The organism is Archangium lipolyticum, from assembly GCF_024623785.1.
Classification (GTDB): domain Bacteria; phylum Myxococcota; class Myxococcia; order Myxococcales; family Myxococcaceae; genus Archangium; species Archangium lipolyticum.
The window spans coordinates 18,902-34,591 of the sequence record NZ_JANKBZ010000046.1; the positions used below are offsets into that span (position 1 = coordinate 18,902).

At 69.0% G+C, this 15,690-nt stretch carries 13 protein-coding genes; 9 read left to right on the forward strand and 4 right to left on the reverse strand.

Annotation, left to right across the window (positions count from 1 at the left end; translation table 11 throughout):
* The first annotated feature begins 83 nt into the window (after window positions 1-83).
* The 6 genes from NR810_RS48145 (at window position 84) to NR810_RS48170 (ending at window position 7,666) form a co-directional block, all read left to right on the forward strand.
* On the forward strand, window positions 84-1,154 hold the full coding sequence (locus NR810_RS48145) for a putative zinc-binding metallopeptidase (protein ID WP_257462585.1): 1,071 nt from the start codon (window positions 84-86) through the stop codon (window positions 1,152-1,154).
* A gap of 3 nt (window positions 1,155-1,157) precedes the next feature.
* Entirely contained in the window at window positions 1,158-2,192 is a 1,035-nt protein-coding gene (locus NR810_RS48150) for a D-alanine--D-alanine ligase family protein (protein WP_257462586.1), read from the forward strand.
* A 196-nt stretch (window positions 2,193-2,388) separates the two neighbouring features.
* Window positions 2,389-2,898, forward strand: coding sequence for a methanogen output domain 1-containing protein (locus tag NR810_RS48155; protein ID WP_257462587.1), 510 nt, complete (start codon window positions 2,389-2,391; stop codon window positions 2,896-2,898).
* Entirely contained in the window at window positions 2,898-5,417 is a 2,520-nt protein-coding gene (locus NR810_RS48160) for a hybrid sensor histidine kinase/response regulator (RefSeq protein WP_257462588.1), read from the forward strand. Before NR810_RS48155 ends, NR810_RS48160 begins: the two co-directional genes overlap by 1 nt.
* Before the next feature lie 237 nt (window positions 5,418-5,654).
* A complete protein-coding gene (locus NR810_RS48165) occupies window positions 5,655-6,704 on the forward strand; it encodes a zinc-binding dehydrogenase (RefSeq protein ID WP_257462590.1) in 1,050 nt (349 codons plus the stop codon).
* 32 nt (window positions 6,705-6,736) lie between these two features.
* Window positions 6,737-7,666 carry a MaoC family dehydratase gene (locus NR810_RS48170; protein WP_257462591.1) on the forward strand — a complete coding sequence of 310 codons (930 nt, stop codon included), beginning with the start codon at window positions 6,737-6,739 and terminating at the stop codon, window positions 7,664-7,666.
* 135 nt (window positions 7,667-7,801) lie between these two features.
* On the opposite strand, the gene NR810_RS48175 is transcribed toward NR810_RS48170, so the two are convergent.
* Window positions 7,802-9,355 (reverse strand): DUF4139 domain-containing protein, encoded by a 1,554-nt coding sequence (locus NR810_RS48175; protein ID WP_257462593.1) that lies wholly within the window; start codon window positions 9,353-9,355, stop codon window positions 7,802-7,804.
* A complete protein-coding gene (locus NR810_RS48180) occupies window positions 9,355-11,664 on the reverse strand; it encodes a DUF4139 domain-containing protein (RefSeq protein WP_257462594.1) in 2,310 nt (769 codons plus the stop codon). The genes NR810_RS48175 and NR810_RS48180 overlap by 1 nt, the downstream gene beginning before the upstream one ends.
* Before the next feature lie 125 nt (window positions 11,665-11,789).
* On the opposite strand from NR810_RS48180, the gene NR810_RS48185 reads away from it, so the two are divergent.
* Window positions 11,790-12,245, forward strand: coding sequence for an HNH endonuclease (locus tag NR810_RS48185; RefSeq protein WP_257462596.1), 456 nt, complete (start codon window positions 11,790-11,792; stop codon window positions 12,243-12,245).
* Window positions 12,246-12,254: 9 nt separating this feature from the next.
* Window positions 12,255-12,713 (forward strand): DUF4265 domain-containing protein, encoded by a 459-nt coding sequence (locus NR810_RS48190; RefSeq protein WP_257462597.1) that lies wholly within the window; start codon window positions 12,255-12,257, stop codon window positions 12,711-12,713.
* Between the two features lie 3 nt (window positions 12,714-12,716).
* Here the strand turns inward: NR810_RS48190 and NR810_RS48195 are convergent, their stop codons facing one another.
* Complete coding sequence (locus tag NR810_RS48195) at window positions 12,717-13,694, reverse strand: SDR family oxidoreductase (RefSeq protein WP_257462598.1); 978 nt, start codon at window positions 13,692-13,694, stop codon at window positions 12,717-12,719.
* A 3-nt stretch (window positions 13,695-13,697) separates the two neighbouring features.
* Complete coding sequence (locus NR810_RS48200) at window positions 13,698-14,525, reverse strand: 1-acyl-sn-glycerol-3-phosphate acyltransferase (protein WP_257462599.1); 828 nt, start codon at window positions 14,523-14,525, stop codon at window positions 13,698-13,700.
* Window positions 14,526-14,700: 175 nt separating this feature from the next.
* Between NR810_RS48200 and NR810_RS48205 the strand changes: the two genes are divergently transcribed.
* A complete protein-coding gene (locus NR810_RS48205) occupies window positions 14,701-15,690 on the forward strand; it encodes an alpha/beta hydrolase (RefSeq protein ID WP_257462600.1) in 990 nt (329 codons plus the stop codon).

Consider the following 15,690-nt stretch of genomic DNA (forward strand, 5'->3'; position numbering starts at 1 on the left):
GACACCCGGGCGCTCGCTCCGCCGCCTGGTTGCGCGGCCGTGAAGTCTGTCCTTCCTGGGACGCGGTCCTTACCTAGGAGGGCATGATGCAACCACCTCAGTCCGACCCGCTGGTGATGCGAGAAAAGCACCCCACCGAGCACGGTGAGGGCCGCGGAAAGCTCTCCTCCCAGCGCGAGGCGCTGCTCAAGGCGCGCATCAAGGATCTCTCGCTGCGTCTGGCGGGCACACCGCTCGAGCGGCACATCGCGCAGCTCCACGCGGAGCTCGAGGCGAAGGGCATCTCCTTCAAACCCCAGTGCTACCTGTCGGACGAGTGGGGCTGCCCCTCGGGTGTCCCGGTCATCGGCCTGCCGTTCTACCTGGCGGACCCGGACCTGCACTCCATCGAGGCGGAGCTGGGCGGAGGCGTGGAGACCGAGGCGGAGATCCTCATGTACCTCCGTCACGAGGCGGGTCACGCCATCAACTACGCCTACCGGCTCTACGAGACGGAGGAGTGGCTGCGTGTGTTCGGCGACTACTCGCGGCCCTACCGCGACAACTACAAGCCGCAGCCCTTCTCGCGCCGCTACGTCCTGCACATCTCCGGCTGGTACGCCCAGAAGCACCCGGACGAGGACTTCGCCGAGACCTTCGCGGTGTGGCTCACCCCCAACAGCGACTGGCGCAAGCAGTACCAGGGCTGGGGCGCCCTCCGGAAGCTCCAGTACGTGGAGGAGTGCATGGCGCGGCTCGGCCGGACGCCGCCCCTGGTGCAGCTCGCCGAGCCAGACTTCACCACCGAGGAGATGGAGGGGACCGTCCTCGACCACTACCGCCAGCGCGAGCTGGACGAGAAGGTGGATGTCGAGCTGCGCAACGCCTTCGACCACATCCTGGCGGACATCTTCTATGGCCCGGGGGAGGCGCCCGCGCGCGCCGAGACGCTCATCCAGGCCGAGCGCCAGCGTCTGCTCTCCTCGGTGAGCCAGTACTCGGGCGTGAGCCGGGGCGCCGTGCGCGCGCTGATAGATCACCTGGCCGAGCGGACCACCGCGCTCGGGCTCACCCTGCATCCCGATGACAGCCGGGAGGCGGCCGTCCAGCTCACCTCGCTCGTGACGGTGCTGGCCATGAACTACCTCTACACCGACCGCTTCTTCGAGGACTGAACCATGGCCCTGCGACCCTTGCGCATCGCGGTTCTCCACTACCAGACCCAGAGCGACCCGCCGGATCCCGTGGTGGCCCAGGTGAGCGCCGCGCTCCAGGATGCCGGACACACCCCGGTGGACATCCCCGTGGACGAGAGCATCACGGACCTGGTGCGGCAGGTGACCCGGTCCCGGTGCGACCTCGTCTTCAACATCTGCGAGACCTTCGCGGAGGACTACCGGCTGGAGGTGAACGTCGCCGCCGTGCTGGAGCTGGCGCGCGTGCCCTTCACGGGCTCGGCGACGGCGGGCCTGCTGCTCGCGCAGGACAAGATCCTCACCAAGCAGCTCCTCCAGTTCCACGGGGTGCTCACCCCGCGCTTCGCCACCTTCGATGGCTCCTCGTTCCAGACGAATGGAGACCTGTCCTTCCCGCTCATCGTGAAGCCGGCCCGCTCGGATGCCTCCATGGGCCTGGGCGTGGAGAAGGACATGGAGGGCCTGGCGCGCCGGGTGCGGAAGATCCACGAGGAGTACGACGACGAGGCGCTCGCGGAGGAGTTCATCGAGGGGCGGGAGCTCTACGTGGGCGTGCTGGGAGACCACGCCCATCCCCAGGTGCTGCCGGTGGTGGAGCTGGACTTCGGGAAGAAGTGGAGCCGCAAGCGGATGAAGATCGCCGACCGGGAGGTGAAGTTCGCGCCGGAGGAGCCCGGCAGCCCCCGGCTCGTCATGCCCCGTGACTTGTCGGACGAGCTGCGGGGCCGCATCGAGCGGGCCGCGGTGACGGCCTTCCGCGCGCTCAAGTTGCGCGACTACGCGCGCATCGACTTCCGCGTGTCCAGCGTCACCAATGAGCCCTACCTGCTCGAGGTGAACCCCAACCCGTATCTCGAGGCCGAGTGCGAGGTGGCGCTCGGCGCCCGGGAGATCGGCCTGACCTACCCGAAGCTCATCCAGCGCATCGTCGAGGTGGCCGCGCGGCGGCATGGGCTGGGGAGCGGCAAGGACCGGACAGCTCCGGTGGAGGAGCTCACGGGCGCGGCCCCGAGCTGAGTCTTCCGCTTCAGCTGGCCAAGGCGCACGTGTCGGGCCCCGCGCAGGAACGTGCGGGCGCTCGCCAGGCTCCTGACCCTCTGTTCATTTACCGACACGATCCCGGTGAATGGACGGGGGAAGACCGCGTGTTCCGGTAGAGCACAAACGAGAGGCTGTATCTTCGATGCTCACCGAAAATACCGGGACTTCCACCATGGAGAGGTTGAACCTGGGGCTGGAGCGTGACGTCTTCCTGCGCACGCTCCTGCGCCATCTGGCCGGTACGTTGGAAGACGTGGTGGGCCTGAAGGAAGCCTCTGGCTTCGTGAGCGTGGTGGGTCAGCGGATGGGCGAGGAGATGAACGAGGGCTACAAGAAGGCCCTCTCGCTCCCCGAGCTCGACCGTGAGCAGGTCGCGCAGGTGCTCGTGGATCTGAAGCGCCGCATCCAGGGGGACTTCTTCATCATCGAGCAGGACGATGAAAAGATCGTCCTGGGCAACCGCTCCTGTCCCTTCGCGGAAAAGGTGCTGGGGCGCCCCTCGCTGTGCATGATGACGTCCAACGTCTTTGGTTTCATTGCTTCTGACAACCTGGGGTATGCCAAGGTGTCGTTGGAGGACACTATCGCCCAGGGCAGTCAGGGGTGCCGTGTGGTGGTGTACTTGAAGCCCAGCACCGCCGCCCAGTCGGCAGTGGGGCGAGAGTACATTCGCACCCGCTGATGGACGCCACCGCCAGTCCGGCAGAATTGTTCTCCCACCTGGTCCGGCTGCTGCCCGAGCCGTTGCTGCTCGTCACCGCGGGTGGGCGGGTGGTCGATAGCAGCCCTTCCGCCCGGGAGCTCCTGGGGCTCCAGGCGTCCATGCTTCATGGCAGGCCGCTCGCGGAGTTCACCGAGGAGGCGCCCGAGCGGGTGGGCGACTATCTCCGGATCTGCGCGCGGACGACGGAGCCCCTGCCCGGAGGCTTCACCCTCAAGCCCCGCTCTGGAAAAGGGGGGCGCCGGGGTTGCCACGGGGCCCGGCTCGGGCTCGCGGGGGAGTCCCGCGAGCCCTGGGTGTTCCTGCGCTTCTCCACCGAGCTGGGGGGGAGCGCTGCCTTTGGCCTGTTGGGCCAGAAGGTGGATGAGCTCACGCGGGAGGTGTCCCGGCGGCGTCAGGTGGAGGAGGCCCTTCGCGCGTCGGAGTCGCGCCTGCGCCGGATCGTCGACTCCAACATCGTGGGCGTCTTCTTCTGGCGGCTCGATGGAGGGATCACCTACGCCAACGAGGCCTTCCTTCAGATGGTGGGCTACAGCCAGGAGGAGCTGGAGGCCGGCCGGCTGAACTGGCGCGAGTTCACCCCGCCCGAGTATGCCGGGTCCGACACACTCCAGGTGGAGCTGCTCGTCCAGTCGGGCCGCCACCCGCCCTATGAGAAGGTGTATCTGCACGCGGATGGCCACCGGGTGCCCATCCTCCTCGCGTCGGCCACCTTCATCGACAGTCCCCTGGAGGGAGTGGCCTTCGTCCTCGACCTGACGGCTCGCAAACGCGCCGAGGAGCACCTGCGCCTGCTCGCCGATGCGTCCACCGCCCTCTCCACCTCCCTCCATTTCCCGGCGGCGGTGGACAGGCTGCTGCAGGTCCTGGTTCCGCGCTTCGCGGACTGGTGCGGCGTGTTCATGCTCGAGGGAGATGGCTCCCCCGGGCTGATGGCCTCCCACCACGTCGACACCTCCCAGGCCCGGGTGATGCGCTCCATCTTCGAGCGTTATCTCCCCTCGCTCGATGCACCTCACGGGGTGGGGACCGTGCTGCGGACGGGGCGGAGCGAGCTGCTCTCCCGGTTGACGGACGAGATTCTCGGACGCGTGGCCCGCGGCGCCGAGCACCTGGCGCTCCTGCGCGAGGGGGCCCCCTGCTCTGGAATCGCGCTGCCGCTGCGCTCGGGTGGCCGGGTCCTGGGCGCGCTCCTCCTCCTCAGCCTCGATCCCAGCCGCTTGTACGGGCCGCAGGACCTTCTCGTGGCCGAGGAAGTGGTCCGCAGGGCCTCCCTCGCCCTGGAGAATGCCCGGCTCTTCGAGGCCGCCCAGACGGAGCGCCAGCGCGCCGAGGAGGCCAATCGCCTCAAGGACGACTTCCTCTCCACGGTCAGCCACGAGCTGCGCACGCCCCTCACCTCGATGCTCGGTTGGTTGCAGATGCTCCGCAGGGGCATCCTCACTCCCGAGAAACAAGCGAGGGCGCTCGAGGTCCTCGAACGCAACACACGCCACCAGACACAGCTCGTCGGGGACCTGTTGGATGTCAGCCGCATCCTCACGGGCAAGATGCGCCTGGAACTCGAGCCCGTGGTGCTGTCGGAAGTGGTGGGCGCCGCCCTCGACTCGGTGAGGCCCGCGGCCGAGGCCCGGGGGATTCGCCTGCTGCCGGCGCTCGACCCGGACGTGGGCCCCGTCCGGGGCGATGCCATGCGGCTCCAGCAGGTCGTCTGGAACCTCGTGCAGAACGCGGTGAAGTTCACCCCCTCGGGCGGCCAGGTGGAGGTGTTGCTGGAGAGCAGGGACGCACAAGCGGTCATCACCGTGTCCGACACCGGCCAGGGCATCGCGCCCGACTTCCTTCCGCATCTCTTCGAGCGCTTCCGCCAGGCGGACTCTTCCACCACGCGGCAGCACGGGGGCCTTGGGTTGGGGTTGTCCATCGTCAAGCACCTGGTCGAGATGCATGGCGGGAGTGTCAAGGCGCACAGCGAGGGACAGGGCAGGGGGGCGACCTTCACGGTGCGGCTGCCGCTCCAGGCCCAACCCCTGGCGTGCCTCGGCGAGAGCTCCCCCCCCGAGTCCCAGGGGACGTCTGTCCCCTCGAATCTGTCCGGGAGGCACATCCTTCTGGTGGATGACGAGGCGGACACCCGGGAGATGCTCCAGGGCGTGCTCGAGAGCTGGGGCCTGCGGGTCTCCATCGCCGCCTCCGCGACCGAGGGACTCGAGGTCCTCAAGCGCGCGAGGCCCGATGTGCTCGTCTCGGACATTGGCATGCCGGGGGAGGACGGCTACTCCTTCATCCAGAAGGTGCGCCAACTCCCGCCCGAGGCGGGCGGCCGGACGCCCGCGGTGGCGCTCACGGCGTTCGCCCGGAACGAGGACCGCCGGCGGGTGCTCCTGGCGGGCTTCACCATGCACGTGCCAAAACCCGTCGAGCCCACGGAGCTGCTCATCATCCTCGGCAATATCACCGGCCAGCCGGCGTTCTCGTGAGCGGGCTCGGCCCGGCGCTCGTCCTCCTCTAGCTTCCGGGGAAGGCTCTGGCCCATGCTTCGTCACGGAGGTTTCATGACGAAGCCATGGCCGCGACGTGCTCGAGCGGACGCGGATGTTCATCTGGAACATTCCCGGCGGACGGTTGATCCGTCGATTGACAGCGTCGTACGCCATTTATAGAACCATCAGCGGCTTATGGAGCAATAAGCTATGGAGGAAGTCATGCCATCCACGATGCTCGCAGGACGTCTGAATCTCACGACGCGGAAGTTTGGAATGGAGACCGTGGCCATTCCGGAGCCCGGCCCGGACGAGGTGCGCATCAAGGTCCACGCCGCTGGCATCTGCCTGTCGGACATCCATCTGATCGATGGCACGTTGCGCCTGGAGCCGCGCGAGGGGGTCACGAGTGTCACCCTGGGGCACGAGGTCGCTGGCGTCATCGAGAAGCTGGGGTCGGCGGTGCCTCCCCTGTGGCAGCCGGGAATGAGGGTCCTGCTCCAGGCGGGACAGAGCTGCGGCAGGTGCCCCGCCTGCGTGGGCCGTACGGGCCGGTGTCTCAAGATCCTGACGCGCGGCGTGGACTACGACGGCGGCTGGGCGGAATACGCGCTGGCGCGCTTCGACACGCTGGTGGCCGTCCCCGACGGTCTGCCCTTCGAGCAGGCCGCCATCCTTCCCGATGCGGTGTCCACGCCGTACGCCGCCATCGTCGAGACGGCCCATCTCAGGCCCGCCGAGGCCGTGGGCATCTGGGGTGTTGGCGGCCTTGGCGCGCACGCCGTCCAGCTCTGCCGGGCCTTCGGCGCGGCGCCCATCGTGGCGATCGATCCGCTGGCGGAGGCTCGGGACCGCGCCTTGAAGCTGGGCGCGGACGCGGCCCTGGATCCCCGGCAGCCGGATTTCCGTGAGCGCATCAAGGCACTGACGGGCCGTCGCGGTCTCGATGTCGCCCTGGATCTCGCGGGCGTGCCACAGGTGCGGGAGCAGGCCCAGTCGGTGCTCGCGCCCATGGGCCGGATGGTGCTCGTGGGCCTCGCCGGAGCCCCTCTGACGCTCGGCCAGGACGTGCCCTTCTGCTACGCCATGCAGCAGGTGCGTGGCCATTACGGTTACTTCCCGCACCACCTGCATCAGGTGGTGACCCTCTCGCAGTTCCGTCGGCTCGATTTCTCCTCCTCCGTCTCGGACATCCTTCCCCTGAAGGATGCCCCCCTGGGCGTCGAGCGGCTCATCAAGAAGGAAGGAAATCCCATCCGCCTGGTCTTGCGTCCGGGCGCCTGAGGTCCACCTCGCGCTCTTCAGGAGTCACTCCCGTGTCCATCTCTCCGCCTGCCCTCGAGCTCGCCGCACCCCCGCCACTCCCCATGGAGCTCCTGCGTGCCGCCGTGGCCCGCCGCTCCGCGCGCCCCGGGGAGGTGCCCCGGCTGGAAGTGCGCGTGCGTCAGCTTCCTCCGGACCCGCGGCGGCTCGCGCTCTACCGCGAGGTGTGCGGCTTCCCCGAGGACGGATACCTGCCGTTGACCTATCCCCAGGTGCTCGTCACGCCGCTCCACCTCGCGCTGCTCAACCGTCCCGAGTTCCCCTACCGGCTGCTCGGGATGATTCACGTGCGCAACCACATCCGGCAGTACCGCCGGCTGGAGGAGGGGGCCCCCCTCTCCGTGCTCGCGTGGGTGGAGGGGCAGCGCGAGGTCCGGCTCGGCCGCGAGCTGGACCTGCACACCCGCGTGGAGGTGGAGGGAGTGCTCGCCTGGGAGGCGGTGACGACCATGCTGCGCCGGCTACCGGGCAACGAGGTGCGCCCGCGCGAGGAGCGGTCCGAGGCCGCCAGGGCCGCCTCGGCCGCGGAGGAGGAGCTGTTCGCCAGGAGCCGCCCCGCGCGCTGGACGGTGCCCGAGGACACCGGCCGGCGGTATGCGCGTGCTTCCGGGGATTACAACCCCATCCACCTGTACGCCCTCACGGCGCGCCCCTTCGGGTTTTCACGTGCCATCGCGCACGGCATGTGGACGGTGGGCCGCTGCGTGGCGGAGATGGGCGAGGCGGCGGAGGCTCCTGCCCTCACCCTCACTTCGGAGTTCCGCCGCCCGCTGCTGCTGCCCTCGAAGGTGGTGTTCCAGACGGTGAAGCCGCCGTCCGGCGGCGTCGCCTACCGCGTGAGGTCCGAGGATGGGCAGCCGCACGTCATGGGTCTGCTGACTACTTCTTCTTCTCCGGGGACTGAGGACGGGCAGGGGTCGTAGCGGGAGCGGCGCTGCCAGCGGCGGCAGTGGAGCGCTTGAGGTCGAAGATGTTGTGACCCTGCTCCTTGCCGCCGGCCCAGAACGTCCAGTCGGCGCGCAGTGCCGCGCCGTCCAGCTTCAGAGCGGGAGGAGGGCTCAGAGCCCCGCCACCTTGGCGGAGCTGGCGACAGCGTAGGCGAAGGCCAGCTCCTGTTGCGAGCGGGGTGGGGTGGCCAGCTCGAAGCGCACGATGCCGTCCTCGCTCACCTTCGCGGGGGCGGGCTGCGTCTGGTCCTGGAGCAGCTTGACCTCCACGGCCTCGACCTCGGAGACGGGCATGCGCTCCTCGATGACGACCTTCTCGGAGCGGGTGCCGGTGTTGGAGAGGAAGAGCTTCACCTGGTGGGTGCGCGTGCGCCGGCCCGTGATTCGCTGGGTGTCCTGCTTCGAGTCCACCAGCCGTGCGACTCGCAGGGTGTCCTCGCTGCCGAAGCCCAGCTTGAGCCGCTCGCCCACGCCGGTGAACTTGAGCTGGGCTCGGCCCACGTAGCCACTCGAGCGCACCAGGTCCACCGGGCCGGCCAGCAGCACCGAGGGCCCCGGGTTGTCGAAGCGAGCCACCCGGTGCACCAACGGCGAGTGTTCCGGGTAACCGATGAGCTCGGACGTCGCCGGAGCGCGGAACTGGAACAGCGGCACGCGGTGGGGCGCGCCGTCACAGGGCACGGTCACCCGGTGGGGCGCCCGCAGCGTCAGCGCCTCGCCACCGTCATCCAGGCCCGGCATGGACTCCGTCTTGCTGGCGCCGCCCTCGCCGGTGGTCTGGATGACCTCCTCGCGGACGGACACCTCCACCGTGTGCTTCTCCTGCTCGCTCTTGTCCCGCAGCCGCAGCCAGTCCTCCACCTGCCGAGGCGGCGAGGCGCCCAGGGTGGGGCGGGCCGTGGAGAACAGCAGCTCCACGTCCTTCCACTCTTCCTCCGTGCGCTGCCACACCACGGCCTCGCACTCGAGCGCCACCGTCTCCCCGTTCTCGGAAGGGGCGAGTGTGGCGCGGTAGGCCGGCCGCCATACGGCGCAGGGCACCAGGTACGTCACGCGCAGCGACACGGTGCCGCCGGAGGGATGGTTCGCCTCCAGCTCCGCGGCGGTGAGGAGCAGTGGCTCCGGCAACTCTCCCTGGGCGAGCGCCGCCTGGGCCTCCACCAGCCGCTGCCTCGTCACCTCCACGTGCTTGCGTGCCTGGCGGAGTGCCTCCTCGGTGGAGGCCGACTCCTTGCGTACCGTTTCGAGCTGCTCGTGCCAGGACTCCGGCTTCGCGCGGCCGACACCCGAGAGCTCGGCGATGGCGCGCAGCACGTCCTCGTGGGCCACGTTCACCACCTCGAGCCGGGAGCGCAGCCGCTGCGCGTCCGCCTGGGCGCGCTTCCACTCCGCCTCCAGGTCCTCCACGCGGCGGCGCAGCTCCGTCTTCCGCTCGCGAGCGCCCTCGCGGGGCTTCTCCTTCCAGGTGCGGCTCACGCGGGCCTGGGCCACGGTGCCGCCGGTGAGCTGGGCCTGAAGGGACCGGTCCACCGAGAGCGGTGAGAGCCCTTCCACGCGCAGCCGCTGGGGCCCGGCGGGCAGCACCACGTCTCCGCCGCGCTCCACCAGCGCGCGGTCCTCGAGGACGGTGACCTTGATGACGGGGAGATGGATGGGGGTGCTCATCACGTCCTCCGGTTTCCGCCCACGAGCATCTTGCTCGAGGGAATCCGTACGGCCCACGTTGCCTTCAGCGCCTGCGTCTCACCCGGCTGCAGCGTCACCTTCCAGGCCCGCTCGCCCTCCACGGGCGTCTCGCCGGGAAGGAGCGAGCGCTTGCTCCAGGCGGGCTTTACCTCGGACTCCTCCACCTTGATGTCCTTCTCCGCCGAGGGCACGGCGGGCATGCGCTCCAGCACCTCCACGGAGATGCGCTGCGCCGTGCGGTTGGCCAGCTCGACGTAGACATGGTGGGTGAGCACGTTGGAGCCACCGAAAACGCCGCCGGAGGCCTCGTCGAAGCGCGTATTGCGCGACACCTTGATGGACTCCTCGACGCCCAGGCCCAGCCGCTGCGTGGCGCCGGGTGCGAGCGTGGGGAGGGGAGAGCTCATGAGGAACTCGTCACCGAGCGTGACGTCCACCGGGCCGGCGAGCAGCGCGTGCGGTGTGCGGTTCTCCACCTTCACGGTGCGGAAGGCGCGCGGCTCCATGGAAGGCACGCAGACGTACTCGGCGCTCAGCCCCACGGGGGCGGAGAACACCGGCACGGTGTGCCACACGCCATCCGAAGGCACGTCGGCGCGCGTCTCCACGTCGAAGCGGTAGTCGAAGTGCGGCGAGGACTGCCTGGGTGGCACGGACCAGGTGGGCGGCGCCACCTGCTGGACGGAGGCCACCGTGCGCTCGTACTGGGCCACGAGCGCGAAGAAGTCCACCTGCACGTGCACGCCCATCAGCACGAGCAACTCGCGGGACAGTTCCTCGGGCTGGGGCATCAAGCGTCCGCGTCGTCCTGGCTGGTCCGCGGAGCCCAGCGCCAGGTTGCCGTAGTCGAGCAGGTCGACCATGGGCTCCATGCCGGCGGGCTGGGGTGGGGGCTGCATGCCTCCGAAGGCACCGCCGCCGCCGGCCATCGCTCCCTCGTCGTCGTCGTAACCCAGGTCGAGTGATGGAGCCTCCTCCTCTTCAGCGGCCTCCTTCAGCATCTCCATGGGCGCTTCGTCCGCGACATGGCGGCGCTTCATCAGGTTGGGACTCGACTTCGCCCGGGCAGGTGGCGCACCCGGAGGCGGAGGGGGCGCGGAAGCTCTCCCAATGGCCATGGAGGGGGCGGCTCTGGAAGGGACGGGCATGGGGGCCGGGGGAGGCCCGGCGCTCACGGCGGGCATGGCCTGCGATGCGCGGAGCGGAGGGGGCGGGGCCTGGGGCTTGGGAGGTAGCGCGGGCATCGAGCCCGTGGAGCGCTCCCCTCGTGGCATGGGCTCGGCCGGTGGAGGCATGGCGAACTCACGGGCCTCGGAGCGCTCGCGCTTCACGGCCGGAGAGTGGGAAGAGGAGCCCGAGGGCCGGGCGGCGTCGTAGCCGGCGAACAGCTCGTCGAGGCCCGGCGGAGGCTCGCGCCAACCCGAGCGGGCGGGGGGCGGCTGACGCCGGCCGATGCGCAGCGCCTTCAACTCCGGCACCTCGGCACGCCGCTCCAACTGAGCGGTGGAGAGGGACAGCCGCACGTTGCTCCAGTCCTCGCCGGTGAGCTGGATGATGGAGGCGCGCATGCGCAGCGTGCCTCCATCGAGCGTGCGAGGCATGCGCAGGTCGTAGCCCGGTACCCAGCGGGCGCCCTGCACCGCGTACTCGAGCGCGAGCTGCGCGCCCTCGGTGGCCTGCCCCACGTCGGAGAGCGTGATGACGGCCGCCCGGAAGAGCTGCGCGCGCTGACCGCGCACCGCGGACGAGCCCTCCTCCAGCCGTTGACGGCGCAGCTCCACCTCCTCCATCGCGTCACGCTGCTGGCGCTCCAGCTCGAAGTGCCGGGCGTTCAGCGCGGCGAGCTCCGTGTCGACGAAACCCGCGAGCGAGAGGATGGCCGTGAGCGACGCCTCGCGCGGCTCCGAGGGCTCCTCCTTCTTGCGGGGTGGGAAGGAGGGCTTGAGCTTCTGCAGGGCCGTGATGTCGCGCTGCACCCGTTCCAGCTCGGCGGAGACGACGGCGAGCTTCTCCTGGGCTTCCTCCAGGGCGCGTTGCGCGGCGGGGATGTCGGTCTCCGGAGGCAGCCGCACGTCGAAGGCGGGCCGGATGTCACGGACCCGGAGACCGTTGGGGCCCTTCAGCACGGAGGCGCGGAGCGAGCCGGTGCGCAAACCCAACGGCAGGCCAGCGATGCGCACCTGGATGGGAAATCTGCCGTTGTCGGACGGAACGGACGCCAGACGCGTGCAGAGCGCGCCTTCTGCGTGGACGGTGACCGCATCCAGAACGGACGGTACGACGACCATCGAATCCCCCTCGGTCGAGACAGGACCGGGAGGCTAGCCGGGATGGGGACTGGATCGCGAGCCCCCCAGGACCGCAACACCCTCATGCGCGGTAACACCGGAATGCGGTGCGTTATGGTCCTCCCATGATCCAGTTGCTCCTGATCGGCCTGCTTGCCCTGTTGGGCTCAATCGATGCGTGGGTGCTCACACCTGCCCCCGCCCCAGCCCATGCGATCCGTTCGTGTGCTCCGGTTTGCTTCTGGCCATCGTTGCCAGATTCGGGGGCGGACGGTCTGGAACGATTCCCCACCGTCGAAGCAATTGCCGGCAGGGATCGAAGCCGCCTTCCGTTCACGAAGAAGGGGAAGTCGATCGTCAAGGAGAAGAACGCCACGCAGAACGACGGAAAGATCATCTGCGAGAACTGCAAGGTGGAGACGGTTCCAGGTCAGAAGCACACCAAGGACACCACGCCTCCGTCCAACGAGGCACAGGTCGACCACGTCATCCCAAAAGTCAAGGGAGGTAAGGGTGACCCCGAGAACGGCCAGGTTCTATGCCGTGACTGCAACATCAAGAAGGGCGATAAGTCGGAATGAGGGTGTGAAATGACCGCCGATGCTTCCGAGCACTCCGTCAAGGTCTTCTTCGAGCTACAGCAGGACGAGGATGGCTATCCGCCCGTGACATGCGAGAGCATGTGGGCCACGCCAGTGGGTGATGGGCTGTACCGGCTCGGCAACATCCCCTTCTTCGCTCGTGGAGTCGCCTACGAGGACGTTGTCTCGGCGGTGCCTCGTGACGATGGCACGCTCGGCTTTGTCGAGGTCGTGCGCCCCTCCGGGCACAGCACGCTACGGGTCATCGCCTACGAGGCTTCCGAGGCCCCTGAACTGCGACGCCAGCTGGAGGCGCTCGGGTGTGACACCGAGCAGAGCCACATCCCGAACCTGTTCGCTGTCGATGTTCCCCCCTCCGTCTCCCTGGATGCGGTGAGACGCCTGCTCGAGGCGGGGGATGCCTCCGAGCACTGGGAGTACGAGGAGGCGTGTCTGGAGGGAGCCTGACGGCTACTTCAACACCCCCAGCGCTTCGAGCCGGTCGAACAGCTCCTCCCGCCGGGCGCGCGGGGGCGGATGCGCCGCCAGGAAGGACTGGATGGTCTGGACCTCGTCGGAGCGGTAGGCGAAGCCCGTGGCCTCCTTGAAGGCGCGAGCGTCCACCACGATGGGGTATTGCAGGTGGTAGAGCGCTCCGGGCGGCAGCCTCGGCAGCCCGAAGCGGCCGAGGAGCTGGCGCAACACCATCATGGGCAGCGGCACCGGCTGGCGCTGGGCCTCGCGGATGATGACGGACAGCGGCAGCGGCTGCGGGCCCGCGATGTTGAAGACGCCGCGCACGCGCTTCTCCACCGTGAGCGCGATGGCCGCCGCCACGTCGTCCTCGTGCATGAATTGGAAGAGCGGGTCATACCCCGCCACCATGGGCACGCGCCGGCCTCGGAGGAAGGTGGCCAGCGTGCCCTGCGCCGAGGGCCCCAGCGTGTAGCACACGCGCAGCACCGAGGTGGTCAGCTCCGGGTAGCGCCACAGCGCCGTGGACGCGTACAGGTCCGCGGCCACCAGGTCCGCCAGCTCCGGGAAGGAGGCCAGCTCCTTCGGCGGCTCGTCCTCGGTGTGGTACAGCGCCGAGTCCGGCGCCGCTCCATAGAAGGTGTGCCGGCCCACGAAGACGGCGTGCTTCACCCCGTAGGCCCGGCAGTGCTCGAACACCACGCGCGTGCCGCCCAGGTTGATGCGGTGGCGCTCCTCGCCCTGCACGCGCAGGGACGTCACCGTGGCCATGTGCACCACCGCCTCGGGCCGCCGCGTGCGGAAGACGTCCTCCGCCGCCCGCTTGCGCAGGTCCACCGCGTGCAGCTCGATGTCCGAGGGCGCGTCCTCCCACGGCCGCGTGTCGATGCCGAACACCGTGTGCCCCTTGTCCCGCAGCGCCAGCGCCACCCGCTGCGCCACCGCTCCACCCATGCCGAGGATGAGGACCCTCATGGCTCAACGCCCTTCCCAGCGCTCGTGACGGCGCTGATCGATGATGCTCGCGATGCGGCTCTTCACCTGCTCCACGTAGCCCTGGATGACCACATCATCCTCGTTGCCCGTACCCTCGAAGACCATGGGCTCGCCATAGTGGATCTCCAGCGGCACGGGGAGGGGAAGTGGTAGCAGGTAGGGCGTTACTGGGACGTAGGGCACCCCGAATATCCGTCCCAGCCCGTAGAGGTTGGCCACCGTGGGGACGGCGGCCCCGCCTCCCAGGAAGCCGAACGGGATGATGGGCGAGCGCGTCTTGAGCGCCAGGCGCATGAAGCCCGTGCCGAAATCCACCAGATCGTAGCGCTGCGGGTAGAGCTTCGCGGTGCCTCGCGCGCCCTCCGGGAAGACCATCAGCAGCCGGTCCTCCTCCAGCAGGCGCACCGCGTGCTCGGGCAGGCCGGGGAACTGGCCGCAGCGGCTCGCCCACGTCGAGGCCAACGGCGTGGCGTTGATGAACTTCTCCGCCATGCCCTGCGCCAGCCTCGGCGGCTCCATCTCCAGGAAGCACGAGGTGACGATCATCGCCCCGTCCACCGCCACCCCGCCCGAGTGGTTGCCCACCAGCATGGCCCGCCCGCGTGCCGGCACGTGCTCGATTCCGTGGCAGCGCACCCGGAAGTACTGCCGGTAGAAGAAGCTCATCGCCTCGAAGATGATGCGCAGGTGCCACTTGGATACGCCGTAGGGATCCACCCCGTACGCGTTGAACGGCAGCTCCATCCGATCCAGCCGGGCCTGCACCGAGTCCTCTTGCTTCACGCCTCCTCCGGGTTCCAGGCGCGTCATCGTGTCAGATCTCCCGCTCCCACGGGCGTCCGTGTGGCCTGATACTTCCCCGCACATTGTGTTTTATTTGGAAAGTTATTTTCATTGGATTTGCCAGAGATCCAGGAATATTCCGCGATTCAATGAATTACATGGGAGTTGTGCCGTGCAGCGAAGGCGTACTGGGAGGACCCACATGAGGACGATTCGTTTCACGGCGGTCTGGGGAGCCCTGCTGTTGGGTCTGTGGGCGGCACTGGCGCTTCCGGGCGCGGCCGAGGCGAAGCCGTCCCAGGGCGTGAAGGTGGAGCGGCGCGAGTTCCCGGTGCGGCTGTCCGACGGGCGCACGTACACGGTGGTGGGCTACCTCTACTATCAGGGCAGCCTGAAGCACCGCCCGGTGCAGATCCTCACCCACGGCATCACCTACAACCACGAGTACTGGGACCTGCCGGAGGTCAACGGCGAGGAGTACTCGTATGCGCGGTACATGGCCCGCCGGCACTACGCGGTGCTCGCGTTGGATCTGCCGGGGACGGGGGAGAGTGACAGGCCCGACGGGGACTTCATCGACCTGGAGCAGTCGGCGAGCGCCCTGCACCAGGTGGCGCAGCGGCTGAAGGCCACGGCGGAGAAGAACACCTTCGAGACGCTCATCTACGTGGGGCACTCCAACGGGGCGCTCATCTCCACGGTGGCGCAGGCGAAGTACCACGACGCGCAGGCGGTGGTGATGACGGGGTGGCTGAACACCCGGCACGAGGTTCCGGTGGATCCCGCGGTCCTCGCCGAGCTGGCGGAGCAGGGCCCCTACATCGCCATCCCCGGCGAGATGCGCAGTGGCCTCTTCTACGACGCGTCGAACACGGACCCGGACGTCATCACCTACGACAACCAGGTGGCGGACACCGTGCCGCGCGGTCAGTACCTGGACCTGCTGACCGTCCTGGGCGCGCCGGAGTCCATCCCGGTCCAGGGCATCACCGTGCCCATCCTGGTGCAGCTCGGGGAGAACGACCTGGTGGCGTCGGCGTCCTATGCCCACCAGGAGGCGAGGGCCTACACCCACTCCCCCTTCGTGGTGGTGCGGACGCTCCAGGACACCGGGCACGCCGTCAACGGCCACCTCACCCGGGAGCGGAGCTGGGCGGGGATCGACACGTTCCTCCGCCTCGTGGCGCGGTGA